Genomic DNA, 24,911 nt, shown 5'->3' with positions numbered 1-24,911 from the left:
ACAGTAGCGGTCAGCGCCGGTCAGGGGCTTTGGACGAGCAGCGCCGGAGGGGCGGCGGGTGGCAAGCTGGACGGGCTGAGCAAAAATTTAACACGCTTTAAAGCGGGGAAGGCGTTGCGCGGGCCGGATAATTCACTACTTTGGGCTCAATATTCAACGCGCCTGATGCTTCAGCCAACCGCTACAGCTGCTTTTTCCCGCGCCCTGACTGTCATTACAACAGTCACAGGTATGGTCACAACAACCCGGTAACCGGGCTGCACCTACCTCTTTTTCCCAACGTTTCTTTTCAGAGTTGCAGCCCGAGCCGAGGACCCCACAGGGGATTCCTCCACGCCCGGGCTTTTTCGTGTGTTCTTTCTACATTAAACGGTATGCAGGTTCTAAAATTCGGGGGTACGTCGGTGGCCAATGCGGCCAACATTTCCAAGGTTATTGACATTGCAACGGCCGCGGCCCAGCAGGAAACCACCATCGTGGTAGTATCGGCCCTGGGCGGCATTACCGACGCGCTGATTGAAGCCGGCCGCCTTGCTGCCACCGGGCAGGAGGACTACAAGGAACGCCTGCGCCACATCGAAAGCCGCCACATGGAAGCCGCCCGGGAGCTGGTGCCGGTGGTAAGCCAGAGCAGCGTGCTGAGCCTGGTCAAGAAGCACTGCAACGAGCTGGAAAGCATCTGCGACGGGGTGTTCCTGCTCCGGGAACTGAGCGTGCGTACCCTCGACCGGGTGATGAGCTTCGGGGAGCTGCTTTCCTCGCAAATCGTGGCGGCCAGCCTCAAAGGCCGGCAGGTAGCCCACCAGTGGCAGGATAGCCGCCAGCTGATCCGCACCAATTCCCAGCACGGCTTTGCCGCCGTCGACTTTGCCGCTACCAATCAGCTCATCAACGACTTCGTAGCCGGCCAACCGGAAGCTTTATACCTGGTGCCGGGCTTTATTGCCGCCGACGAACAGGGCATTACCACCACGCTGGGCCGCGGCGGCTCCGACTACACGGCCGCCATTTTTGCTGGAGCCCTGGGCGCCAGCCGCCTGGAAATCTGGACCGACGTGAGCGGCATGATGACGGCCGACCCGCGCCTGGTGCCCCACGCCCGGCCCATTCCGCGCATTTCCTACCAGGAAGCCATGGAACTGTCGCACTTCGGGCCAAGGTGCTCTACCCGCCCACCATTCAGCCGGTGATGAGCCAGGGCATTCCGTTGTGGATCAAGAACACCTTCGCCCCACCGACCACGGCACTCTGGTGGAAGTGAGTCCGCCGGCCAACAACCACATTGTGCGCGGGTTGTCCAGCATTGCACAGCTGGCCTTGCTTAGCCTCGAAGGCAGCGGCATGGTGGGCATTCCGGGCTTTTCGAAGCGGCTGTTTGAAGCCCTGGCCCGGGAGAAAATCAACGTAATTCTGATAACTCAGAGCTCCTCGGAGCACTCCATCAGCGTGGCCATCAACGCCCGCGACGCGGCGGCGGCCCAACGCTCCGTGGACGAGGAGTTTGCCTACGAAATTGCCGTGGGCAAAGTGGACCCGCTGCACCTGGAAACCGACCTGGCCATTGTGGCGCTGGTGGGTGAGAACATGAAAAACCACACCGGCATCAGCGGCCGGATGTTTGGGGCCCTGGGCAACAACGGGGTCAACATCCGGGCCATTGCCCAGGGCTCGTCGGAGAAGAACATTTCCACCGTGATTCGGGCCCAGGACGTGAAAAAGGCCATCAACGTGCTGCACGAGTCGTTCTTCGAAGCCACCGCCAAGCAGGTCAACCTGTTTGTGGTGGGCGTGGGCAACGTGGGCAGCAAGCTGCTGGAGCAGCTGGACCGGCAGCAGGCCTACCTCCAGGAAAAGCTCAAGCTCAACGTGCGGGTGGTGGGCGTGGCCAACAGCAGCAAATTTGCCCTGCACGAGCACGGCCTGGAGCCCGGTGAGTGGAAGCAGGCCCTGGCCGACGGCGAGCCGCTGCACTTGCCTACGCTGGTCGAAGCCATTCACGCCCGCAACCTGCGCAACGCCGTGTTTGTGGACGTGACAGCCAGTGCCGACGTGGCCCAGGTGTACGGAGCGTTGCTGGAAAAAAGTGTGGCTGTAGTGGCCTGCAACAAGATTGCCTGCGCCTCGGAGTACGTGAACTACGCCCGACTGAAGTCGCTGGCCCAGGAGTTCAATACCGATTTTCTGTTCGAAACCAACGTGGGTGCCGGCCTGCCCATCATTGGCACGCTCAACGACCTGCTGCGCAGCGGCGACGTGGTCAACCGGATTGAGGCGGTACTGTCGGGCACGCTCAACTTCGTATTCAATAACTACGACGGTAAGCGGCCCTTCGCCGAGGTGGTGCGCCAGGCCCAGGCCGAAGGGTATACCGAGCCCGACCCCCGCCTCGACCTCAGCGGCACCGACGTGGCCCGCAAGATTTTGATTCTGGCCCGGGAAACCGGTGAAAAGCTGGAAATGGAGCAGATTCAGAACGTGTCCTTCCTGCCCGAGTCGTGCATGCAGGGCAGCGTGGAAGACTTCTACGAGCAGCTGGCCGTGCACGAAGACCATTTCCGCAGCCTCTACGAAGCCGCCGCTGCTCAGGGCAAGAAGCTCAAATTCGTGGCCCGCTACGCCGACGGTAAAGCCAGCGTAGGATTGCAGTCCATTGCACCCGGCCACGATTTCTACGCCCTGCACGGCAAAGACAACGCGGTGCTGTTCTACACCGACCGATACCCCGAGCAGCCCATGGTTATCAAAGGCGCCGGGGCCGGGGCCGAGGTAACGGCTTCGGGCGTATTTGCCGACATCATCCGCACGGCCCGGGGCTAAGTTTTCTTCAGACGCTCAATTTCACTTTATGTCTGCTTCTGTAACCGTACTGGCTCCGGCCACCGTGGCCAACGTGGTCTGCGGCTTCGACGTGCTGGGCTTTGCCCTGGCCACGCCCACCGACACCATGCACCTGCGCCTGACCGACACGCCGGGCGTGACCATCATCAACGAGGACGACTATAACCTGCCCACCGAGCCTACCCGCAACGTGGCCGGGGCGGCCCTGTTGGCCTTGCTGCGTGAAGCGCCGGCGGGCACCGGCATCGAGGTCCGCATTCAGAAAAACATCAAGCCCGGCAGCGGCATCGGCAGCAGTGCGGCCAGCGCGGCCGGGGCCGTGGTGGGGGCTAATGAGCTGCTGGGCAATCCATTCAGCCAGGAAGAGCTGGTGCGCTTTGCCATGTTCGGGGAGGAAGTGGCCTCCGGCGTGCAACACGCCGACAACATCGCGCCGGCCATCTACGGGGGCGTCACGCTGATCCGGGCCACCGAACCCAAGCTCGACATTGTGACTTTGCCCGCGCCTGAACTGCACGTGACAGTGGTCCATCCCCAGATTGAGGTCAAGACTTCCGATGCCCGCCAGATTCTCAAAAAGGAAGTTTTGCTCAAAGACGCCATCCGGCAATGGGGCAACGTGGGCGGGCTGGTGGCGGGCCTGCTTAAGGGCGACTACGACCTGATTGGCCGCTCCCTGGAAGACGTCATCATCGAGCCCGTGCGCAGCATCCTGATTCCGGGCTTTGCGGCCGTGAAAGAGCAGAGCCGGCTGGCCGGGGCTTTGGGCGGCGGCATTTCCGGCTCGGGCCCGTCCATCTTCATGCTGAGCCGCACCGAGGAAACGGCCCAGGCCGTAGCCCAGGCCATGCAGCAGATTTACAGCGATTTAGGCATCGACTTTCATACTTACGTTACCCGCATCAGCCCCGGCGGGGTGCGCGTGGTGCCGACTCAGCAGCTTCACTCCAATGCAGTACTATAGCCTCAAGCACCAGGCCCCGAATGTCGACTTCCGGGCCGCCACCATTGCCGGTCAGGCGCCCGACGGTGGCCTGTACTTCCCCGAAACCATTCCGCGCTTCTCCGCAGAGCTGCTGGCCAGCCTGAAAACTTTGCCCAAAGCCGAGCTGGCCTTTCAGGTGATGCAGCCCTATGTGGGCGACACGATACCCGCCGCCGAGCTGGCCCGCATCTGCGCTGAAACCGTAGACTTCCCGTTTCCGGTGGTACCCGTTACCGGGCAAATTGCCGCCCTGGAGTTGTTCCACGGCCCGACGCTAGCATTTAAGGATGTGGGTGCTCGGTTTATGAGCCGCTGCTTGGGCTACTTCTCGCGGCAGCAAACCAAGAAGGTAACCGTGCTGGTAGCTACTTCCGGCGACACCGGCGGGGCCGTAGCCAACGGGTTTCTGGGTGTGGAAGGCGTAGACGTGGTTATTCTGTATCCGTCGGGCAAAGTAAGCCCGGTGCAGGAGCGGCAGCTCACGGCCCTGGGGCAGAACATTACAGCCCTGGAAGTGCAAGGCGACTTCGACGACTGCCAGCAGCTGGTGAAGCAGGCCTTTACTGATGCCGCCGTCACGAGCCATTTGACGCTGACCTCGGCTAACTCCATCAACGTGGCCCGCTGGCTGCCCCAGCAGTTGTACTACATCTACGCCTGGCAGCAGTGGGAACACCCGGAGGCGCCGGTGGTGGCCGTGCCCAGTGGCAACTTCGGCAACCTCTGCGCCGGCCTGCTGGCCTACGTGTCGGGGCTGCCGGTAGCGCACTTCGTGGCCGCCTGCAACGCCAACGACTCTGTGGCCAGCTACTTACGCACTGGTGACTTTGCCGCTAAGGCCGCCGTGGCTACCCTATCCAACGCCATGGACGTGGGCAATCCTAGCAACTTTACCCGCATTCTGGAGCTGTTTGCCCAAAGCCACGCTACCATCAGCGGCCTGATCCACGGCTGCACCGTGAGCGACGAAACGACTAGTGCCACCATCGAGCAGGTGTACCAGCAAACCGGCTACATGCTCGACCCGCACGGCGCGGTGGCCTTTCACGCCCTGAATGACTACCTGCACACCCGGCCCGGGCAGCACGGCTTGTTTTTGGAAACAGCCCACCCGGTGAAGTTTCCGGAGGTGGTCGAGCCGCTAATCGGGCAAGCCATTGCCCTGCCCGACTCGTTGCACGAGCTGATGCGGCAGCCCAAGCAAAGCACTATGCTGGAGCCGCGCTACGAGGCGTTGCGGGAGTATTTGCTGGCGCGCTAACCGGCAACTTCCGATTCTTTGCGTTGTTTGCACTACCAAAGCCGGTAGATGCCGGCTAGGCTGTTTTCCTTGTTTTCCTGCCGTTATGCGTCCTGCTTTTCCCGCGTTATTCTCCGCTGTACTGGCGTTGAGCCTATTGGCCGGCTGCCGGCCCGACCAGATTGAGCACATCGAAAACGGAAAGCAGATTGCCACGACCCTAGAAAATATGGCCGTAAAGCGCATTCTGCCGGCCGACTTTCTGCGGGCTACCCGCTGGGCCGGCGACTCGCTCACCGGCCAGGCCGACCGGGAACTGCGCCGCCTGCTGGCTGAGCAACTGCAGGCCGGCGGCGTAGCAGCGGCCCTGCCTTACTGCCGCCCCGAATCCTACGCCTCCACCGATTCGCTGGCCCTGGTGCTACTGGCTACGCCGGGCCGGCTTTCGTCTCGCCCCCGCAACCCGCAGAATCAGGCCCCGTTATCTGCTACCGAGCTGCGCCCCGATACGACCCGGCTTATCAAACGGCTCACAGCAGATGTGTTTGAGTATCAGCGGCCCATTCTGCTCAGCGACGCCCAGTGCCTGCGCTGCCACGGGGAAGTTGGGAAAGACATTGCGGCTGCCGACTATGTCCTGATCAAAAAGCAGTACCCGCAGGATCAGGCCGTGGGCTATAAGCTCGGCGACGCCATGGGCGTGTGGCGCGTAAGCTTTGCCCGCAACGGCATTGCGGAGTTTTATACCATGAAAACCCGCAAGGTGATGAAGCCCCGCAAGCCGCTATTTTAGCCTGTAAAACGTTCATCATCTTTGTGTTAGTTGGCTAAGGAAGCCAGTTCTGCAGTGCCCGCCTGATTTTGACCTCAACCTTACCCCGGCTCTGGCAGTTGAGGGAGCTATGAGCCAGACTTCAGCTACTCCTATCATCATTATCGGGGCCGGAATGGCCGGCCTCACCTGCGCCAACTATCTGCACCGCGCGGGCCGGCCGGTGCTGGTCCTCGAGGCGGCCGATGCCGTGGGCGGCCGGGTGCGCACCGACGTTACGCCCGAAGGCTTCCGCCTTGATCGGGGCTTTCAGGTGCTCCAGACCCGCTACCCCGAGGTGCAGCGCCTGCTGGATTATGGAGTCTTGCAGCTGAAAGCCTTCCGCTCGGGAGCTGCCATCCGGCTGGCCGACGGCCGGCAGACGACCCTGGTGAATCCGCTGGATCAGCCCCTGGCCGCTTTTTCGGCCCTGACTTCGCCCATTGGCACCCTGGCCGATAAGCTGCGCATCCTGGCCCTGGCCAAGCGGGTAAAGACCAGCACCAACCAGGAACTGCTCAACTTTCCCTCGACCGATACGCTGACCTATCTGCGTCAAAACGGCTGGAGTGAGCAGATCATCGACTCATTTTTCCGCCCCTTTTTCGGCGGGGTGTACCTAGACCGCGGCCTGAGCACAGCCAGCAACTTTTTCGAGTTCGTGTTCAAGCAGTTCGTGGAAGGCGACGCGGCCATTCCGGCCCTGGGCATACAGCAGATTCCCGAACAACTGGCCGCCCGCCTGCCCGTTGGCAGCATCCGGCTCCAAACGCCCGTTGCCAGCATTCAAGGCAACACCGTGCAGCTGGCCTCGGGCGAAACCCTGCAAGCCGCGGCCGTGGTAGTAGCCACCGATGGCGAAGCAGCAGCCCGACTGTTGCCCACGTCCCGGCTCAGCTTTCCCACCGCCTGGCGCCGCACGACCTGCACCTACTTTGCCGCCGACCAGTCGCCGGTGAAGGCCGATAAGCTGCTGCGCATAAACGCCGCGCCCAACACTCTGGCCCACAATGTGGCCTTTACCAGCCACGTCGCGCCGGACTATGCCCCGGCGGGCCGCACACTGATTTCCGTCAGCACCCACGGCAGCCAGGGACTGGACGAGGCTGAGCTTACGACGTATCTGCGCGAGGATCTGGCTATTTGGTTTGGCCCTGAAGCCCGGCGCTGGCAGCACCTGCGCACCTACCATATTCCCCAGGCCCTGCCTGTGTACCCCGGCGGGCAGCCTCCGCACCAGCCCTTGCAGCTGGCCCAAAACCTGTACCGCTGCGGCGACTACACCGCCTATCCGTCCCTGAACGCGGCTATGGCTACGGGCCGGGAAGTAGCGGAAGCCCTACTGGCCTCTTAACTGTGGCCAACTAAAATAACTGGCCCCGGCGCTGCTCCTGTTGAGCAAAGCCGGGGCCGGTTGGCATGTAAAAAGGCTGGCTAACTGAGTTTCACGAAAGCCGGGCAGTGGTCGGAGTGTACTACATCGGGTAGCAGGCCGGCATCGGCAATGCGTGGCTGCAGGGTCTGGTCTGCCAGGAGGTGGTCGAGACGCCAGCCCACGTTACGGGCCCGGGCTCCGGCTCGAAACGTCCACCACGAGTAGTGCCCCGGGGCGTCGCCGTGGTGATGGCGGAAGGAGTCCACGAAGCCGTCGGCCAGAAAGTCGGCAAACCAAGCCCGCTCTTCCGGCGTGAAGCCCGGGCTTTTCTGATTGGCTTTAGGATTGTGCAGGTCAATATCGGTCTGGCAGCAGTTGTAGTCGCCCCCAATAATCAGCGGCGGTACGCTTCCTTTTATTTGGTCGATATAGCGGCGGAAAAAGTGCAGCCACTCCACCTTAAACGCCTGCCGCTCCTCACTGCTCGTGCCCGAAGGCATGTACACGTTCAGCACCGAGCAATCGGCAAAATCCAGGCGCAGCACCCTTCCTTCCAGGTCGTAGCACTCCGTGCCACAGCCGTAGGCCACGTGCAGCGGCGCTATTTTGGTAAACGTAGCCACGCCACTATAGCCTGGTTTCTGGGCCGGATACAGATAAGCCTGATAGCCCAGCGCTTCGAAGCCGGCCACGTCCAGCGGCGCAGTGCCCGCCTTGATTTCCTGCAGGCACAGCACGTCCGGATTGGCTTCCTTTACCCAGTCCAGCAAGCCTTTGCTAAGAGCTGAGCGGTAACCATTGACGTTGTAGGTGATGATTTTCACAGACAAAAATAAGGTTGGTAGGCGAGTACGTGTCCGGTTTACAAACAACGCGTTACGCCCTGTTTGGCAAGCGGAGCCTGGTTACTCGTCTTCCTTCATGAAAGCGTCAAAATACTCCAGCATGTGCCACTTGAGCATCCGCTCCTGCTCTTTCAGGTTGGCAAACGGCACGGGCCGCACCAGCCGGTAGTGCGGCCAGCCCTCCTCGTCCACATGGTCGAGCTCGTAGTGCCCCGACAGGCTGAACAGCCGGCAGGTGGCAATGTGCATCAGGTCCTGCTTCTGCTCTTTCGTGAAAGGCCCGGCTCCCTGGCCCAGCTCCTGCACACCAATTAACAGCAGCAGCGCATTCAAATCAGGCTTTTTACCGAACCGGGCGCGCATCTCATTCATGAGCTGCCACCAGCGGGCCTCAAACTGCGCTTCGGTTTCGTCCGTGTGCAGGGGCATGGTTACGCGTCGTGGTGGTGTGGGGGCGCCAACGGGCCAGCCTCCTCCTTGAGTATTTCCCAGTACTCCACGGCCCGGCGGAAGTGCGGAATTACGATGCTGCCCCCAATCAGGTTGGCAATGGCAAACACCTCGTAGATTTCCTCGTCGTTGAGGCCTTCCTCGTGGCACTTGCCCAAGTGGTACTTGATGCAGTCGTCGCAGCGCAGCACCATGGAACAGGCCAGGCCCAGCATTTCCTTGGTTTTCACGTCCAGGGCGCCGGCCTGGTAGGTGTTGGTATCGAGGTTGAAAAACCGCTTGATGACCTTGTTGTCAGCCGCCATGATTTTCTCATTCATGCGCTGGCGGTACTCATTAAACTCCGTGACTTGGCTCATGGTAAAGGGGTAAGATCTGGGCTATAAACACGAAAGTAGCTACAAAAGTCGCCTGCTGCCGCTGCTTCTTCAGCGCTGCCTAGCTAGTAGGCTCATCTACCGTTTTTTACGGTGGCGGTGCCGGATAAATCCGTACCTTTTGCCGGCTTATCTTTTATTGTTACCTGCCTTATTTCTTCTATTATGCTACCTGCTTTCCTGGTCGATTTGACGGCTTTGGTTTTTCCCCAGACCTGCTTGGCCTGTTCCCAGTCCCTGATGCGGGGTGAAGACGATATCTGCACGCAGTGTCGGGCGCAGCTCCCCTACACTGACTATCATAAGCTGCCCGCCAGTCAAAATCCTCTTGCCCGCCGCTTCTGGGGCAAAGTCCCGTTGACGCACGCCCTGAGCTACCTGCGTTTTTTGCGCCGGGGCCGGGTTCAGCACTTGTTGCATCAACTCAAGTACCAAGGACAGCGCGAAGTTGGACAAACCCTGGGCCGTTGGTACGGGGCAGAGCTTGCCAGCCAGGACCTGCACACCGAGTTCGATCTTATCGTGCCCGTCCCGTTGCACCAGCGCAAGCTGGCGCAGCGCGGCTTCAACCAGTCCGACAGTTTTGCCGAGGGGCTGGCGGCTGGCCTCGCCGTGCCGTGGCATGCTACCACCCTGCGGCGCACCGAGTACACCGATTCCCAAACCCGTAAGAACCGCACCCAGCGCTGGCAAAACGTAGCCACAGTCTTTGAAGTAGCCGAGCCCCACACCGTCACAGGCAAGCATGTGCTGGTAGTTGATGATGTGCTGACCACGGGGCCACGCTCGAAGCCTGCGCCGCGGCATTACTTGCGGCTGGGTGCCGGGCCGTCAGCATTGCCACTATTGCCTGCGCTGAGCACTGACTCAGGTTTTTTTATTGGGAGGGCCCGGTGTTGCCCGCTTAGTATCGTGCACATTCCGAGCAAGGCATAAACAAGAAAGGCCACCCGTTTGGGTAGCCTTTCTGCATTTGAGGTAATCGTCTGAAATACCCGGTCGAAGCCGAAGCTCAGATTACTTGTTCGAGCCGGCGTTGATCATAGCGCAACGGAAGCCGATAGCTGCCGTGGCCGAATCTTCAGCCATGAAACGACGCGTACCGGGCGACAGCCAGTAAGCTACGTCTTTCCACGAGCCGCCTTTGTACACCCGCACGTGGTCGTCGATCAGCGACTGGTAGTTCTTCTTGTCGTATTTCTCGGAGGGGTCCAAGAAGCCGTTACGACGGAAGGGGTTCAGGTCTTCCACGTCTTCGAACGACAGCGGACGGTAGATGTCCTGTACCCATTCGTTTACGTTACCCGACATGTTGTACAGGCCATAGTCGTTTGGTGGGTAGGCGTATACGTACTCCGTAATCATGGCGCCGTCATTCAGGCTACCAGCAATACCGGCATAGTCACCGCGGCCGCGCTTGAAGTTAGCCAGGAAGGTACCCATGTTCTTGCCGTAGGGGTTCCGCACCTGACGACCATCCCAAGGATAAATCCGCTTATTTTCCTGGTTTTCGTTACCAACTTCCTGGGTACCAATCAGAGCCTGAGCAGCATATTCCCATTCGGCCTCAGTAGGCAGACGGTAGTTAGGCAGCGTGTTACCGTTCTCGATGGAGATTTTTACGCCTCCAGCAGCATCAGTACCTTCCGCAGCATCACCGTCTTTGTTCTTCTTCTTGCCGAACAAGCCACCGCCTTTAGAGCTTCCTCCGCCATCATCAGAGTCCATAGCCAGACGCTCGTTTACTTTCGAGGTCCGCCAGGTGCAGTAATCGTTGGCCTGCAGCCAGCTTACGCCCACTACGGGGAAGTAGCGGAAGCCGGGGTAACGCAGGTAATAGTCAACGTAAGGGTCGTTGAAAGACAGCTCCCGGGCCCACACGGTTGTGTCGGGCAGGGCGCGCTGGTAAATTTCCTCCGACGAGTCTTTGCGCACAAAGTGCAGATACTCCAACCAGTGAATGTTAGCCACTTCGGCCTCATCCATGTAGAAAGAAGCAATAGTAACGGTCCGCTCGATGTTGTCGTGCGACATGGTTACGTCCTCTTCCTGGGTACCCAGGACAGTGCGGCCACCTTCGATAAACACCAGGCCCGGACCCTCAGGGATGCCCTGATAATCGGCCACTTTCATGCCCTCTTCAGTGTTGTACTCAATGCCCGTAGTCGAGCTGTACTTACCGGGCTTGGTAGCTGTGGGAGGGCCACCCTTACAGGAAGCCAGCGCGCAGGCTCCTACGACCGCAAAACGCAGGTACTTGGAAAAATTCATGATCAAGTTGAAACTACCTGAGAGAAAATGATTTAGGCAAGGCAATTTGGATGCAATAATACGAAAATTTAGAACGCTGGGCAAGGAATTGACGGGTAATTACGCCGTTTCAACCGGCGCCAGGCCGCTTCCAGCGAATCGAACTGTCGCAGGCTCAACGATACCTCGTGCGCCCCACCCAAATCCGCACTTAGCGCGCTCAGACTTGCATCGTAGCTATAACCGAGCCGAAATGCCCCCACACTGAGCCCGGCGAGGGCCGTCAGGATCTGTTGGGGCTGCTGCGAACCCGGCAGCGGCACCCCCGGTAGAGGAGGCCCAGCGTGATGGGCGTCAGCACGGCGTAGAGGCCGGCTTCGGCCCGCTGGCTGCCACCCTGCCGGGTGTAGCTTAAGGTAGGAGAAAGGCTGATTTCGCGGTATTGTTGCTTCACGGTACTGCGCACGAAGTAATGCTTGTAGCCCCCGTTTAAGTTCAATCGGAGGGGGAGTTTGGTTTGGGTCCGGAAACCCAGGTCGGGCTGGTTGAGGTGATGCCCGGCCAGACCGAACCAGAACCGCTCCCCATATACTAGCAGGCCGGTACCCAGCGTAAGGTAACTGACCGGAGCATAGTCCAGAGCTTCGCGAGTACCACCCTGCACGGTGCCGTTGTTGTCGATTTGGTCGCCGAAGACGAGGTTGTTGTAGCTGATGCGCTGGTTACCGTAGCTGGCCTGGGCACCAGCGCTGACGCTAAGCTGGGGCGTGAGGCGGGCGTGGTAGGCGTAGGTGCTCCCCGCTTCAATACGGGTATACCCAATACTGCCAGTGCGGTCCACGTTCAGGAGCACACCCACAGCACTGGTCTGGTCCTGGAAACGGTAGTCGGCGGCGAGCTGGCTGGTTTGGAACGTGCCGGCCAGGGTCGGGAACTGGTTGCGGTAGCTGAGCGTGAGGCTGTAGTCGTCGAGCAGGCCGGTAAAAGCCGGATTGGTATGCAGGCGCGTAGCGTAGGGCTGGGCAAAGTACAAGTCCTGGGCCTGGGCTGCCCCGGAGCCAGCCATAGCGCAGCCTGCCACCAGCATTATAGCCGCCAGCGGCTGCCACCGCCCCTGGTGGTACCCTATAACCCGCGCCGAAGAAACACGATACGTCCGCATAAGCAACTTCCTTAACGCGTTACGCATCTGTTTTCGTACATGCCCGCTGCCGGGCGCTGGAACTAAACAGTTAAAATTATCCATCTTCTACGCAGGTTGCTTATGGTAGTGGTCGGGACGGTGGCGCTACCCTCTATTTACTGAAAACTACGGACCCAGGGCCCAACCGGCGGTAAGTTCTGCACTACTTTTGTCAATAGCTGAGTATACTGCGGCTTCGCTCCGACTCCTTCTTCGTTTTTTCCTTACTCATATGCGCAAGTTTTTTTTAGGCTTACTGATCTTCCTGGTCGTGCTGGTGGCAGCCGTAGCCCTGACGCCCATCTTATTTAAAGATAAAATCAAGCAGGCCCTGGACAAGCAACTGGCCCAGCGCGTGAATGCCAAAGTGGAATACGACCCGGGCAATGTCAGCCTGAGCTTGTTCCGCACGTTTCCGGACCTGGCTTTGAGCATCGACCAGCTTCGCGTGATTGGCAAGGACTCGTTTGCCCGCGATACGCTGGCCTACTTGCCCGCTTTCCGGGTGGGTATGGATTTGATGAGCGTGGTGCGTGGGGAGCAGATTAAGATTAGGTCGATTGAGCTCGACCAGCCCGACATCAGCGCCAAAGTACTGAAAAGCGGCCGGGCCAACTGGGACATTATGATTTCGGATTCGGCCGCGGCGGCCCAGGGCCAGGATACTTCCCAGGTGAGCCTGGCTATTAAAGGATGGAAAGTAAACGACGGGCACCTACGCTACGAGGACCGCACCATTCCCTTCAGCATGGAGATGCGGGGGCTGAACCACTCGGGCTCGGGCGACTTTGCCAGCAACATCTTCGACATGGTAAGCCAAACGACGGCCGAGCAGCTTTCCATGACTTACGCCGGCACCGAATACGTTTCGAAGAAGAAGCTGACGGCCGACGTGACCCTGGCCATGGACCTGGGTAAGATGCTGTTTACCTTCAAAGACAACAAGGTGCAGCTCAACGATTTCCCGGCCTCGTTCCAGGGTAGCATCGGCTTGCCCAACGCCACCGACATTACCTACGACCTGACCTTCAAGGCCCTGGAAACCGACTTCAAGAACATTCTGAGTTTGGTGCCGGGCGTGTATACCGAGCAGTTTAAGGACGTGGAAGCCGAGGGCAAAGTAGCCTTCGACGGCTACTTCAAGGGCGTGCAGAACGAGCTGAAGATGCCGGGCTACGGAGTGAATCTGCAGATCAAGAACGGCATGTTTCACTACCCGCAACTGCCGCAGGCGGCCCGCAACATCAACGTGGACATGAACGTGGACAACCCCTCGGGCTTTACCAACAACGTGAAAGTCAACGTGAAACAGTTTCACCTGGACCTGGGCAAAAACCCGGTGGATGGCAACGTCATCGTGGACGGGCTGGAGCCGATGAAGATTGACGGCCGAGTGAAAGCCAACGTAGACCTGGCCGAAATGATGAAGGTGTACCCGGTGCAGGACTTGACCCTGCGCGGCAAGCTATTCGTGGACGCTACCGGCAAAGGCACGTATTCTAAAACCCAGATGCCGGTGGTAAATGCCAAGATGAACCTGACCAACGGCTACGTAAAGAGCAAGCAGTTTCCGGCCCCGATTGAGAACCTGACGCTGAACGGCACGGTAGTAAATGCTACTGGGCAGGTCAATGACACCCGCATCGACATCCCGCAGTTTCGGATGCTGCTCGATGGTGAGCCGCTCGAAGGCCGCGTGGCCGCTCAGAATATCGACAAGCCCATCTTCGACGCCGACATCCGGGGTATTGTGGATTTGACCAAGCTGACCAAGATTTTCCCGCTGGAAGGCATGACTGTGACGGGCCGTCTGAACGGCAACGTGGCCGCCAAGGGCAAGATGGCCGACATCGAAGCCGGCCGCTACCAGAGCGTGGTGGCCTCGGGCACGGTGAACGCCCAAAACGTGACTTACAAAAGCCCCGACTTGCCCCAGGGGGTGAAAGTGACCAAAGCCACGGCCACGTTCAACAACGACCAGATTGTATTGCGCGACATGACCGGTTTCGTGGGTTCGTCGGACATTGCGGCCTCGGGCACGATTTCCAACTACATGGGCTATATGTTTACGCCCGGCCAGAGCCTGCGCGGCAACCTGAACGTGAATTCGCGCCGCTTCAACGTGAACGAGTGGATGGTGGACAATGTGAGCGGCAAGCCCAGCGCCGGCGCTGCTACGGTTGCCAAAGCTCCCGCCACGCCCACCCAGGCCGATGGGGTGCTCGAAATTCCCAAGTTCTTCGACCTGACCCTGAACGCCAACGTGGGCCAGGTGGTATACGACAACCTCAAGCTCGACAACATGAAGGGCACCCTGGCCGTGCGAGACCAGGGCGTGAACCTCAACGGGCTGACATTTAACACGCTGGGTGCCAGCTTTGCTACTACCGGCGGCTACACCAGCAAGGACTTGGCTCACCCCAAGTTCAACCTGGGCCTTAACATCAAGAACCTTAACTTCCAGAACGCCTTCAACGCCTTCAACTCGGTGAAGAAGCTCGTGCCGCTGGCCTCGCAGGTGGAAGGCATCTTCTCCACCAACTTCAACGTGAGCGGGGAAATGGGCCAGGACATGATGCCGGTGTACAGCACCCTAACCGGCAAGGGCTTGTTTGAGGTAATCCGGGCCGCGGTGGGCGCCTCGCCGGTACTGAGCAAGATTAGCTCCCTGACCCAGTTGCAGGAACTCAAGAGCTTTGCCGTGAACAACAAGGACGTGGCTGCGGAGCTCATCAACGGCAACTTCATCGTGAAGCCCTTCGACTTTACCGTGGGGCAGGTGAAAAGTACGCTCGGCGGCTCTTCCAACATCGGTGGGGCCCTGGAGTACGTCATGGCCCTCGACGTGCCGACCGGTAAAGTAGGCAACGCCCTGAATGCCAAGCTCACCCAGCTCACGGGCGTGCAGGATATCAAAGGCACGGAGCGCGTCACGCTGGGCCTCAAAATCGGGGGACGATGACTTCGCCCCAGGTAGCCCTGACCACGGGCAGCGTGAAAACCCAGGCCAAGGATGTAGCCAAAGGCTTAGTGCAGAGTGTGGTGCAAAGCAAGGTAGACGACGCCAAGCTCAAGCTGGCCGCCCGCAGCCAGGTGGCCCAGGACAGTGCCCGCAAGGAGCTGGACCGGAAGCGCCTGGAGCTGGAGGAAAAGGCCCGCCAGGAAATCGAGAAGAAGCGCCTGGAGGCCCAGGCTAAGCTGAAGTCGCAGGCTACCCAAACGCTGGGCAACCTCTTTGGCAAGCCTAAAAAGCCGGCTGCCAAAACTCCCGACCCGGCTCCGGCCGATACTGCGAAAGGCGGCCAGTAAGCAGCTTGTTCCTTTATCATCCTTACAAAAGCCCCGGTCTTGCTCAAGGCCGGGGCTTTTGCTTGACCCAATTGGGAGAAGCTCATGGTGAGTACCGCTACTGAGCAGAAGAGCTTGATATCTGGAATTTTATAGAACTTTTTTAATGAATATAGAAGATTAGCAAGGCGTTTTGCATAAAAACGGACCGGTTCTTGTCAGAAACGAAGTTGTTGAGTTTGCCTGCAAGCCCACCACTTTGCTCTTCCCACTCTTACCTACCTCCGTTATGAAGTTTCCCCAACTCCTCTCCGTAGCCGCCCTGGCCAGCCTGGCTTTTGCGGGCTGTTCTAAAGACAACGACGCGCAAAATCAGGCCAAGCTCGAGGTGCGCCTCACCGATGCTCCCGGCGACTTCAGCCGCGTGAACCTGGATGTGCAGCAGATTGAGGTTCACCTCAAGGACGAAGCTGACCCCACCGGCTGGGAACGGCTGGCTTTCACGCCCCAGGCCCTCAATATCCTGGATTACGTCAACGGCCGCTCGGCCCTGCTGGTCAGCACCGACTTTGCTCCCGGCGACCTGAAGGAAATTCGCCTGATTCTGGGCCCCAACAACACCGTAACTACCCGCGACGGAGAAACCTACACGCTCAAAACTCCCAGCGGCCAGACTTCGGGCGTGAAGCTGAAGCTGGACAAAGTAACGCTCCGGGCAAGTGAAACCTACCAACTCCTGCTCGACTTCGACGTGGCTAAGTCCATTGTGGAGCGTGGCAACTGGAAGCCCGGCAACGACAAGAAGGAGCGTTACCTGCTCAAGCCCGTAGTGCGCCTGGTAGCCCAGGAAATTGCCGGTGGCATCTACGGGCAGGTTACGCCCGCCGCGGCCCTGCCCCAGGTCCTGGCCATCCGCTCGTCGCTCACGCCCGCCGACACGTTCAGCACCTCCGCCGATGCTACCGGCGCCTACCGCCTGCAGAGCCTGCCCTCGGGTACGTACCGCCTGGAGTATTTCCCCTCCACCACGGCCCCGGCCAATCAGCCCGCTTACCGCCCAGCCACCCGTACCGGCATTGTGGTGGTCAACAATCAGCAAACCAACGTGCCGAGCGTAAGCCTGGTTAACTAAGTCTGGTTTCAGCCTAGCGCGGAGTTTTCTGTGCTTGTTGTTAAACAAAAAAGCCCCTCAGTCAGTCACTGAGGGGATTTTTTATTGGCGTCGGCCAAGCTTAGGCCAATCCTTGCACCAACTGCAGAATCTCCTGCTGGGTGCTTTGGGTCTTGTCTTTGGCGTACCAGGCATGGAGCTGGGTGCTGAACTCCTCAAAGGGCAGATTCTGACTTTTTAGCTCCAGAAACATGTGCTGAGCTGGCTCCGGGCGAGGTCCCCAACTGGCTGCTTCCGTCAGCGTCTCGGCGTCGAGCACCACGAGCTTCGGGATAGAGCGGCCCCCGTTGGTTAGGTACTGGTCTATCAGGTCCAGGTTTTCGTCGCGCAGTACGTAGTGGGTCGTGATGTGGCCGCCCGAGGCCTGGGCCACGGCTTCCAGCGTGGGCACAATCTGGGCCGCGTCGCCGCACCAGCCTTCGGTGATAATCAGCCAGGCATAGCGCCGGGGTAGGGCCGCTACGGCCGCCCGCAGCTCGGGCAGCAGCTGAATGGTTTTGTCGATGCGGCTCATGCGCTGCACGTTCAGCCGGGTGTAGTTGGTCAGCAACTCGCTCTGCTGCGGACCAGTGGTTTTGCCCTCGGCCTGCAGCTCGTCAATCAGGTGGCGGTAGGCGGTGTAGGAGTAGCTGGCGGCCAGGCGCTCAGGCGTTAAGACGGGAGTTGCCATATCAAAAAGAGGGAGAAGGGAATGGCGTATAACCAACAAAAAGCCCTTCGGTTTGACGACCAAAGGGCTATGTATCCGGTGTGGGTCAGGTAATCTACAGGCTTACCTGCTCCTTGCCGGCCGCCGACAGCTCCCGGCAGTAGGTAATGAAGTCGGTGTTGATGGGTTCCAGGCCGTTTTCGCGCAGGCGGGTGGCTACCTGAGCCCGGTGGTAGTTGGCGTGCACCGGCACGTGGGTAAAGATGTCCGACACTTGGCTGGTGTAGGCGTCGCCCACCGAGTTGGTGTACGAAATCAGGCGGCTCAGCTCGGCCTCGTCGGCGCTGCTGATGAGCTGGTGCAAATGCTCCGAGGTTTGGGCGTGCAGCTGGTGCAAGCCGGCCAGATCATGCTCCTGCCATACTTTCACCGGGCTTTTCGTGTCCGAGAGGCGGGCAATCCAGATGGCCTGAGCATTGAGCACGTGGCTAAACAGGCGCAGGCAAACGGCCGGAATTTCCTGACCCGCGGCTACTAATCCGTCGAGGTGGCGCAGCAGGGTTTCGTTAGCCCACACGTTGTAGGCCCCAGCTTTTCGTTGGTGTTAATCATGATGGTAAAGAATTGAATGCAATGGCGGAAAAAGGCGGCTACGCCGGTCCGTTTGGCCCTTAGCGCGGGTCTCGCCAAACCAGGCTTTCACCGGTTTTGTTTTTATCAAAGTCAGGGCACTGTCCGTCTCCTTTGCCGGTCAGGCCCCCGTCGGGGTGGCAAATAAGCTTACCCTTAGCGTTGTACACATTAGAGAACTGGTCGCAGCAGCCCAGGGTTTCATAGTACACTACTTGGCCTTTATAGGTGTAGCGCGAAATCTGGACGCCTGGGTTGGCTTTGGGCTCGGCCAGGTGCGCCTGAATCCGGTCGGCCAGCCACTTGGGACGGGCGGTAGTGTCGAAGGCCGCCGTGGCAGAGGCCCGCAGGTCGGTGGTGTTGGTGCTGGTCGGGTTTGGCGTATCGTTTCCGTTTACATTGCCGCTCACGGGCGGGTCGGTAGGCGTGTTCACGGCTACGCCGCGGCCACAGGCTGTACTCAGCCAGATAGCCAGAGAAGAAACGGCAAGGGACAGGAATAAACGCATGACAACAGGATTAGAGGGCGCGAATGTAATGAACGCACACTAAACCGGGAGGTTGCCGCCTTAGCCCAGCAAGGCCCATACCCGGGGGCCAAACACGAGCAGCCCCACTACGAGCGCGGCACCAGCCGTCACGAGTACCGCCCCGGCGGCTACATCCTTGGCCTTGCCCGCCAGCAGGTGGTACTCCGGCGACACGAGGTCGACAACGGCCTCGATGGCGGTATTGACCAGCTCCGCCGACCAGACCGAGCCCACGGCTAACGCCACTAGGGCCCATTCTAGGCCGGAAATTCGGAAGTAGAAGCCCAAACCAATAACAATGACCGTAGCCAGAGCGTGAAAGCGCAGGTGTACTTCTGAGCGCAAGGCCGAAGCCACCCCCGAAAGGCGTGCCCGAAGCTGGCTATGCGGCGGCGTAGCAGGCTGTCCTGGGGCTCAGCCACGGGCGTCGAATTCACGGAACACGGTGAGCCGTAGCTGGTCCCATTCCGGTTTCAGGATACTAAAATAGACCGAGTCGCGGCGCTGCCCGCCCTGGGTAAACATGTGGCTGCGCAACACGCCTTCCTCGGTGGCACCCATGCGGCGCATAGCCTCCCGCGACTTCCAGTTGCGGGCATCGGTTTTCAGCTCCACCCGCTCGCAGCCCAGTTCCCCAAAGGCGTATTTGAGCAAGAGGTGTTTGGCGGCGCGGTTGAGGCCCGTACGCTGATAATCCCGACCAATCCACGTCCAGCCGATTTCCAGCCGCTTTTCGGGCAAGGCAAAGCTGCCGTAGCTGGTGCTGCCCACCACCCGCCCCGTCTGCCGATCGATGATGGCGAAGGGGTAGCGGCGGTGGTTTTCCCGGTCCTGCACGGCCTGGGTAAGGTAAGCCGCCAGGCCCACGGCGTCGCTAGGGTTGGGTATGGTGGTAAAGCGCCAGATTTCGTCGTCGAAGATGACGGCTTTCAGGTCTTCAAAGTCGGAACACTCCAACGGCCGCAGCCGGACGCGGGAGTTTTCGAGCGTGATGCAGCGGGAACAGTCCATGAGGTGGGAATAAGCAGAACCAAAATCGTCTGTCATCCTGAGCTTGCGAAGGACCTTATTACGTTAGAACGAATCGTTGTTACGAGTATCGTTCTTATCCTAGAAGGTCCTTCGCTTTGCTCAGGATGACAGACGATTGATAGATTGTCAGATTAAGAAAACTACTTCTTAATCTCGCCAACCATGTCCTCGGGCTTCAGCCACTCGTTGAATTGCTCCTCGGTGAGGTAGCCGAGCTGCAAAGCCGTTTCCTTCAGCGTCGAGCCGTTTTTGTGGGCCGTCTGGGCAATTTCGGCGGCTTTGTAATAGCCGATGTGGGGGTTCAGGGCCGTGACCAGCATCAAGGACGAATCGACGTGCTTCTTGATGTTTTCTTCCAGCGGGCGAATACCCTCGGCGCACCGGTCATTGAACGACACGCACACGTCGCCGATGAGGCGGGCCGAGTGCAGGAAGTTGTAAATCATAACCGGCTTGAAGACGTTCAGCTCGAAGTGGCCGTTCATGCCGCCGATGTTGATGGCTACGTCGTTGCCCATTACCTGCGCCGCTACCATGGTCATGGCCTCGCTCTGGGTAGGGTTTACCTTGCCGGGCATGATGCTGGAGCCGGGCTCGTTGTCGGGAATGAACAGCTCACCGATGCCGGCGCGGGGCCCGAAGCCAGCAGGCGGATGTCATTGGCAATCTTCATCAGCGAAGCAGCCACGGTTTTCAAAGCGCCGTGGGCTTCCACAATGGCGTCGTGGGCGGCCAGAGCCTCAAACTTGTTTTCGGCCGTGATGAAGGGCAGGCCGGTCAGGTCGGCAATGTGCTTGGCCACGGCCTCGGAATAGCCAGGAGGCGTGTTGATGCCCGTACCCACGGCGGTGCCGCCCAGGGCCAGCTCCGAAAGGTGAGCCAGGGTGTTGTTGATAGCGCGCAGGCCGTGGTCGAGCTGGGAAGCATAGCCCGAAAACTCCTGGCCTACGGTCAGCGGGGTGGCGTCCATGAGGTGAGTCCGGCCAATCTTGACGATGTGCATAAACTCCTCCGACTTGCGCTTCAGCGTGTCGCGCAGCTTGGTAATGCCCGGGATGGTTACCTCCACCAGCGTCTGGTAGGCGGCAATGTGCATGGCCGTCGGGAAGGTGTCGTTCGACGACTGCGACTTATTCACGTCGTCGTTCGGGCCAGCACCTTCTTCTCGTCGGCGAGGCTGCCGCCCTGCAGCACGTGGCCACGGTAGGCAATGACCTCGTTCATGTTCATGTTCGACTGCGTGCCCGAGCCGGTTTGCCACACCACCAGCGGGAAGGCGTCGGCCAGCTCGCCAGCCAGAATTTCGTCGCACACTTTCCCAATCAGCTCCGCTTTTTCGGCGGTCAACACGCCCGCGTCGCGGTTGGTGAGGGCCGCAGCCTTCTTCAGAATGGCAAACGCCCGGATGATTTCCTTGGGCATGCGGTTGATATCCTGCGCAATCTGGAAGTTCTCGATAGAGCGCTGAGTCTGGGCGCCCCAGTAGGCGTCGGCCGGCACCTGCACGGTGCCCATGGTGTCTTTCTCGGTGCGGAATTGCATGTGGGAAGGAAAGTTGTTGGTTGCTGGTTATTAAAGCCTGGTTGGAAGCAGCTCGTCCACCGAATGGCAGGCCTTAGCTGTTGCGAAAGTACGGAAGGCCGGCGGAAGACGCCACGCCTTCCGCTTACTTCACTACTTCCAGCCAGCCTTTGACGTAGGGCGTACAAAAGCGCTGATTTTCCAGCGTATAATAATACGTCCCATCGGGCTGGCCGGGGCCCCAGTCGTTGCGGTAGTCGTCGGTGGTATACACCTGCCGGCCCCAGCGGTTGAAGATGCGCAGGCGGGTACCAGGCTCTATCAAGGCAGCGTTGGAGGGCTTGAAGACATCATTTAGGCCGTCGCCGTTGGGGGTGATGATGTTGGGCGGCAACACCGGTCGCAGCAGCGTCACGGTTACGGCCTTTTCTTCTACGCAGGTGCCCTGCGTGATGCGTACCGTGTAGCGCCCCGAAGTGGTAGCTACAATGCTGGGCGTAGTCGCCTGCGTCGACCACAGGTATGTGCTGCCCGGCTCAGCTTTGGTAGTCAGCACCACGCTTCCCGCTATGCAGCCGATGGTATCGGGGGTGATGGTAGGCGAAGCTACCAGGCGGATGGTAGTACTGTCGCGGGCTGAGCAGCGGCCGTTATCGACCACTACCGAGTACTTGCCGGGCTGCCGCACCACAATGCTGGCCGTGGTGGCGCCGGTGTTCCAGCGGTAGGTGGTGCCGGGGGTGCTGGCGTTGAGCGTGAGGGAACTTCCGGGGCAAAGGGTCAGGTCGCGGGGCAGGGTCACCGTTGGTTTGGCTTTCACGCGCACGGTCACGTAGGTCGTATCGTTGCGGGAACACGCCAGGCCGGTGCCCAGTGCCACCATCCGCACCCGGTACGTCCCGGGAGTCTGAAACAGGTGCACCGGGGCTGCGGAGGTATCCTGGGCGGAACCATCGGCAAAATTCCAGCGGAAACGGGTGCTGCCCGCGGTCCTGTTGACGAAGGCCACCTGTACAGGTGCGCACGCCGAATCGACAGCCGCCACGGCCGCCTGCACCAAATTGCCCAGACGGATGGTGGTACTGTCGCGGGCTGAGCAGCGGCCGTTATCGACCACTACCGAGTACTTGCCGGGCTGCCGCACCACAATGCTGGCCGTAGTGGCGCCGGTGTTCCAGCGGTAGGTGGTGCCGGGAGTGCTGGCATTCAGCGTGAGGGAGCTCCCGGGGCAGAGGGTCAGGTCGCGGGGCAGGGTCACCGTTGGTTTGGCTTTCACGCGCACGGTCACGTAGGTCGTATCGTTGCGGGAACATGCCAGGCCGGTGCCCAGTGCCACCATCCGCACCCGGTACGTCCCGGGAGTCTGAAACAGGTGCACCGGGGCTGCGGAAGTATCCTGGGCGGAGCCATCGGCAAAATTCCAGCGGAAACGGGTGCTGCCTGCGGTCTGGTTGACGAAGGCCACCTGTACAGGTGCGCACGCCGAATCGACAGCCGCCACGGCAGCCTGCACCGAAGTACCCGCGCCAGTGTTCTGGTCGATTTTAAGTGCTAGTACATCTAGCCCGCCGCCGGTACGCGAAACGCGAGAATACGCTGTGGCCGTGGTGGGGGAGGGGCTATTCGTGCAGAAGCTCTGGTACAGCCGGCCTTGCTCGTCAATCCGGTGCGAGTTGGAGTGCACGTGTTGGGGTGAAAAGCCAAAGTAAGAACCGAATAAGCGGGTGCTGCAAGTAGCGTTCAGGGTCGTCGTATAAAACCCACTCAAACCGCTATTAGGCAATGGATTCACGATTGGCAAGGCCGAATTGGAATCGAGGCCCGCCAGGTGAATATTGCCGCAGCCATCTACCCTAAACGATTGAACCGTCAGAAAGGAGGTGTTCAGGGGTCTGGCCAGAAACTGCTGCTTGGTAAGCGTACTGTTCAGGCCCGCTATAAAAATCCGCCCACTCGGCGTGGTCAGGGCGCCGGGCGTGGTGGCAAGCGTGCCCGACGTGTTGCCGCATACTATTATGTTGCCGGCCGCATCGGTGTCGACGTGCGTTATGACATCGGTCGCGTTCAACGAACCGAAAAAGGTGGAAGCGAGCAGGGCCCCGCCATCAGCCTGCAAACGAGCCACGAACGCGTCGCCGGGAGTGGCATATGTGGTGCGCAATGCGCCGGACGTTACCGGAAAGTCGGAAGCATTGGTGGTGCCCGTAACCAGCACGTTGCCGGTAGGCTCCAGCTGCACGGCCGTGCTGGTTTCAATTCCCTGCGCGCCGCCCAGGAAAGTGCTCCATTGTAGCGTGGTCATGGAGGCATTCAGGCGGGCCACAAACAGGTCGGTACCTCCTAAGGTCCGGTCGTACGCCCCGGCGGTGGTAGGGAAGTTAGTCGAAGACGTAGTGCCAACCACTACCGCTCCGGCATTGGTTACAGCCAGCTCAACCGGCGCATCCTGGCTGCTGCCTCCCAGATAGGTTGACCCTACCAGAGCCGTGCCGGTGGCATTGAAGTGCGTTAGGGCCAGATCAACCGAGCCATTGGCCGAAGCATCGTAGCAACCCGCCGTGGAGGGAAAGTTGGTAGAGTTGGTGCTGGTCAGCACGTACAGTTCCCCCGCGCTGTTGGTGCGCAACGCCCGTACCTCGTCCGAGCTACTACCCCCCAGATAGGTGGCGTACATCAACTGAGAACCAGTCGGATTCAGCTTGCTGATCGCCACTTCGGTGCTGCCCCGGGATGAAACCTGATAGGCCCCCGGCGTAACCGGATACCCGCTGCTTTGGCCAAAACCGGCGGTATAAATATTGCCGGCATTGTCATAGCCCGTGGCTGCCCCCCACACCTCACCGGTGCTGCCCGAGAAGGTACAGGCCACCACGACTGGGTCAATTATCAGGGGCTGCTGATGGTCGTAACCCTGCGGGAAATCATAGCGCAAGGTGTTGTCGGTGAGGCGGTACTGGCAAGGTACCGCCCGGCGCTGGCCGTGCACGAGCTGATACGCATACGGGCGCTGCTCTACCACGTCGGTTACGGAGGTATGCACCAGCAGAGTGCCGTCGGGCTGCAGCTGTAGCCCATCGGTGCCACGGTAGCGGAGCGCAATGGCGGCGGGCTGCCCCCCGGGCTGCACAATGAAGTCGTATTTTAGGCTGCCATTTTCGGTCCCGTACACCCGCAGATCGGTGCCGGGATACAGGCCGGCGTAGCGCACCTCCTCGAAGAGCGACACGTGGCTGGCCCAGCGGCTGGGGTCGTTGCCGATAAAGTAGTTGTGGTACGCCGGCAGCTGCTGCTGTCCCACCGACTTCGCCGCCGCCGATGCCCCCACAAAGTCAACGAATACCGCGTGGCCGCGTACCGCCACATCGGCGGCGGGCTGGTGGGTGCGAGTGGTAGCTTCGGCAGCATCGTGGGCGCGTAGCAGGTCGGCGGTACTGCGCCAATCGTATACGAGGCCGGTAGCAGTCAGAAACACACTGCCGCCCGGCACTTCAGCCCGGAAACGGACCGGCGTATCCCATTGTTTTTTGTTTTCAACAAATCGGGGGTTGGAAGCTGCCTGTGCTCCGGTGGTGCCAATTGCACATAGCAAGGCCAGTACCGGCCGTAGCCATCGGGTAGAAAAGGGCATAAAAAATTAAAAAAAGAGAATAGAGTAAGAGCAAACGAATTGTAAAACTACCTAAATCAGCAGCGCACCTGTTAGTAATTAGCCGGCTTTTTAGCGAAGAAAGCAGGC

Annotated in this window: 22 protein-coding genes and 1 pseudogene; 10 read left to right on the top strand and 13 right to left on the bottom strand. The window is 59.9% G+C overall.

Features of this window, described 5'->3' with window-relative positions:
- Positions 1–374: 374 nt before the first annotated feature.
- The 6 genes from MUN79_RS04590 (at position 375) to MUN79_RS04565 (ending at position 7,228) form a co-directional block, all read left to right on the top strand.
- Positions 375–1,190 carry an aspartate kinase gene (locus MUN79_RS04590; RefSeq protein WP_244676607.1) on the top strand — a complete coding sequence of 272 codons (816 nt, stop codon included), beginning with the start codon at positions 375–377 and terminating at the stop codon, positions 1,188–1,190.
- Between the two features lie 19 nt (positions 1,191–1,209).
- Complete coding sequence (locus MUN79_RS04585; protein ID WP_244676606.1) at positions 1,210–2,817, top strand: ACT domain-containing protein; 1,608 nt, start codon at positions 1,210–1,212, stop codon at positions 2,815–2,817.
- A 28-nt stretch (positions 2,818–2,845) separates the two neighbouring features.
- Positions 2,846–3,802: a homoserine kinase gene (locus MUN79_RS04580; protein ID WP_244676605.1), complete on the top strand. Its 957-nt coding sequence runs from the start codon at positions 2,846–2,848 to the stop codon at positions 3,800–3,802.
- Positions 3,789–5,084: a threonine synthase gene (gene thrC / locus MUN79_RS04575; protein WP_244676604.1), complete on the top strand. Its 1,296-nt coding sequence runs from the start codon at positions 3,789–3,791 to the stop codon at positions 5,082–5,084. Before MUN79_RS04580 ends, thrC begins: the two co-directional genes overlap by 14 nt.
- 85 nt (positions 5,085–5,169) lie before the next feature.
- Positions 5,170–5,856, top strand: a complete 687-nt coding sequence (locus MUN79_RS04570) for a c-type heme family protein (RefSeq protein ID WP_244676603.1) — start codon at positions 5,170–5,172, stop codon at positions 5,854–5,856.
- A gap of 109 nt (positions 5,857–5,965) precedes the next feature.
- Complete coding sequence (locus tag MUN79_RS04565) at positions 5,966–7,228, top strand: NAD(P)/FAD-dependent oxidoreductase (protein ID WP_244676602.1); 1,263 nt, start codon at positions 5,966–5,968, stop codon at positions 7,226–7,228.
- Positions 7,229–7,308: 80 nt separating this feature from the next.
- On the opposite strand, the gene MUN79_RS04560 is transcribed toward MUN79_RS04565, so the two are convergent.
- The 3 genes from MUN79_RS04560 to MUN79_RS04550 form a co-directional block, all read right to left on the bottom strand.
- Positions 7,309–8,073, bottom strand: a complete 765-nt coding sequence (locus MUN79_RS04560; protein WP_244676601.1) for an exodeoxyribonuclease III — start codon at positions 8,071–8,073, stop codon at positions 7,309–7,311.
- A gap of 81 nt (positions 8,074–8,154) precedes the next feature.
- Positions 8,155–8,523 (bottom strand): hypothetical protein, encoded by a 369-nt coding sequence (locus MUN79_RS04555; protein WP_244676600.1) that lies wholly within the window; start codon positions 8,521–8,523, stop codon positions 8,155–8,157.
- A gap of 2 nt (positions 8,524–8,525) precedes the next feature.
- Positions 8,526–8,903: a carboxymuconolactone decarboxylase family protein gene (locus tag MUN79_RS04550; RefSeq protein WP_244676599.1), complete on the bottom strand. Its 378-nt coding sequence runs from the start codon at positions 8,901–8,903 to the stop codon at positions 8,526–8,528.
- Between the two features lie 183 nt (positions 8,904–9,086).
- Here MUN79_RS04550 and MUN79_RS04545 point away from each other — a divergent pair, with 183 nt between their 5' ends.
- A complete protein-coding gene (locus MUN79_RS04545) occupies positions 9,087–9,857 on the top strand; it encodes a ComF family protein (protein WP_244676598.1) in 771 nt (256 codons plus the stop codon).
- Between the two features lie 81 nt (positions 9,858–9,938).
- Here the strand turns inward: MUN79_RS04545 and gldJ are convergent, their stop codons facing one another.
- From gldJ to MUN79_RS04535, 3 genes are all read right to left on the bottom strand, one after another.
- Positions 9,939–11,192, bottom strand: a complete 1,254-nt coding sequence (gene gldJ / locus MUN79_RS04540) for a gliding motility lipoprotein GldJ (protein ID WP_244676597.1) — start codon at positions 11,190–11,192, stop codon at positions 9,939–9,941.
- A 68-nt stretch (positions 11,193–11,260) separates the two neighbouring features.
- The gene (locus MUN79_RS31695) at positions 11,261–11,434 is read right to left on the bottom strand and encodes a hypothetical protein (protein ID WP_375378237.1); all 174 of its coding nucleotides are present in this window, start codon (positions 11,432–11,434) and stop codon (positions 11,261–11,263) included.
- 20 nt (positions 11,435–11,454) lie between these two features.
- A complete protein-coding gene (locus MUN79_RS04535; RefSeq protein ID WP_244676596.1) occupies positions 11,455–12,237 on the bottom strand; it encodes a PorP/SprF family type IX secretion system membrane protein in 783 nt (260 codons plus the stop codon).
- A gap of 349 nt (positions 12,238–12,586) precedes the next feature.
- On the opposite strand from MUN79_RS04535, the gene MUN79_RS04530 reads away from it, so the two are divergent.
- From MUN79_RS04530 to MUN79_RS04520, 3 genes are all read left to right on the top strand, one after another.
- Entirely contained in the window at positions 12,587–15,316 is a 2,730-nt protein-coding gene (locus MUN79_RS04530) for an AsmA family protein (RefSeq protein WP_244676595.1), read from the top strand.
- The gene (locus MUN79_RS04525) at positions 15,313–15,663 is read left to right on the top strand and encodes a hypothetical protein (protein WP_244676594.1); all 351 of its coding nucleotides are present in this window, start codon (positions 15,313–15,315) and stop codon (positions 15,661–15,663) included. Before MUN79_RS04530 ends, MUN79_RS04525 begins: the two co-directional genes overlap by 4 nt.
- Positions 15,664–15,931: 268 nt before the next feature.
- Entirely contained in the window at positions 15,932–16,774 is an 843-nt protein-coding gene (locus MUN79_RS04520) for a DUF4382 domain-containing protein (RefSeq protein WP_244676593.1), read from the top strand.
- Positions 16,775–16,874: 100 nt separating this feature from the next.
- On the opposite strand, the gene MUN79_RS04515 is transcribed toward MUN79_RS04520, so the two are convergent.
- From MUN79_RS04515 to MUN79_RS04480, 7 genes and pseudogenes are all read right to left on the bottom strand, one after another.
- A complete protein-coding gene (locus MUN79_RS04515; protein ID WP_244676592.1) occupies positions 16,875–17,483 on the bottom strand; it encodes a thioredoxin family protein in 609 nt (202 codons plus the stop codon).
- Between the two features lie 94 nt (positions 17,484–17,577).
- Positions 17,578–18,039 (bottom strand): DinB family protein, encoded by a 462-nt coding sequence (locus tag MUN79_RS04510; protein ID WP_244676591.1) that lies wholly within the window; start codon positions 18,037–18,039, stop codon positions 17,578–17,580.
- A gap of 94 nt (positions 18,040–18,133) precedes the next feature.
- Positions 18,134–18,601: a DUF6970 domain-containing protein gene (locus tag MUN79_RS04505; RefSeq protein WP_244676590.1), complete on the bottom strand. Its 468-nt coding sequence runs from the start codon at positions 18,599–18,601 to the stop codon at positions 18,134–18,136.
- A gap of 60 nt (positions 18,602–18,661) precedes the next feature.
- Positions 18,662–18,979: a diacylglycerol kinase family protein gene (locus MUN79_RS04500; RefSeq protein ID WP_244676589.1), complete on the bottom strand. Its 318-nt coding sequence runs from the start codon at positions 18,977–18,979 to the stop codon at positions 18,662–18,664.
- Between the two features lie 57 nt (positions 18,980–19,036).
- The gene (locus MUN79_RS04495) at positions 19,037–19,633 is read right to left on the bottom strand and encodes a GNAT family N-acetyltransferase (RefSeq protein ID WP_244676588.1); all 597 of its coding nucleotides are present in this window, start codon (positions 19,631–19,633) and stop codon (positions 19,037–19,039) included.
- Between the two features lie 161 nt (positions 19,634–19,794).
- Positions 19,795–21,196 (bottom strand): annotated as a pseudogene (fumC, locus tag MUN79_RS04485) (class II fumarate hydratase).
- A 124-nt stretch (positions 21,197–21,320) separates the two neighbouring features.
- Complete coding sequence (locus MUN79_RS04480; RefSeq protein ID WP_445991690.1) at positions 21,321–24,803, bottom strand: DUF7948 domain-containing protein; 3,483 nt, start codon at positions 24,801–24,803, stop codon at positions 21,321–21,323.
- Positions 24,804–24,911 lie beyond the last annotated feature (108 nt).

The sequence above is a fragment of the Hymenobacter cellulosilyticus genome (genome assembly GCF_022919215.1).
Taxonomy (GTDB): Bacteria; Bacteroidota; Bacteroidia; order Cytophagales; family Hymenobacteraceae; genus Hymenobacter; species Hymenobacter cellulosilyticus.
Note: the sequence above shows the minus strand (reverse complement) of the source record. Positions and strands in the feature narration are given on the sequence as shown.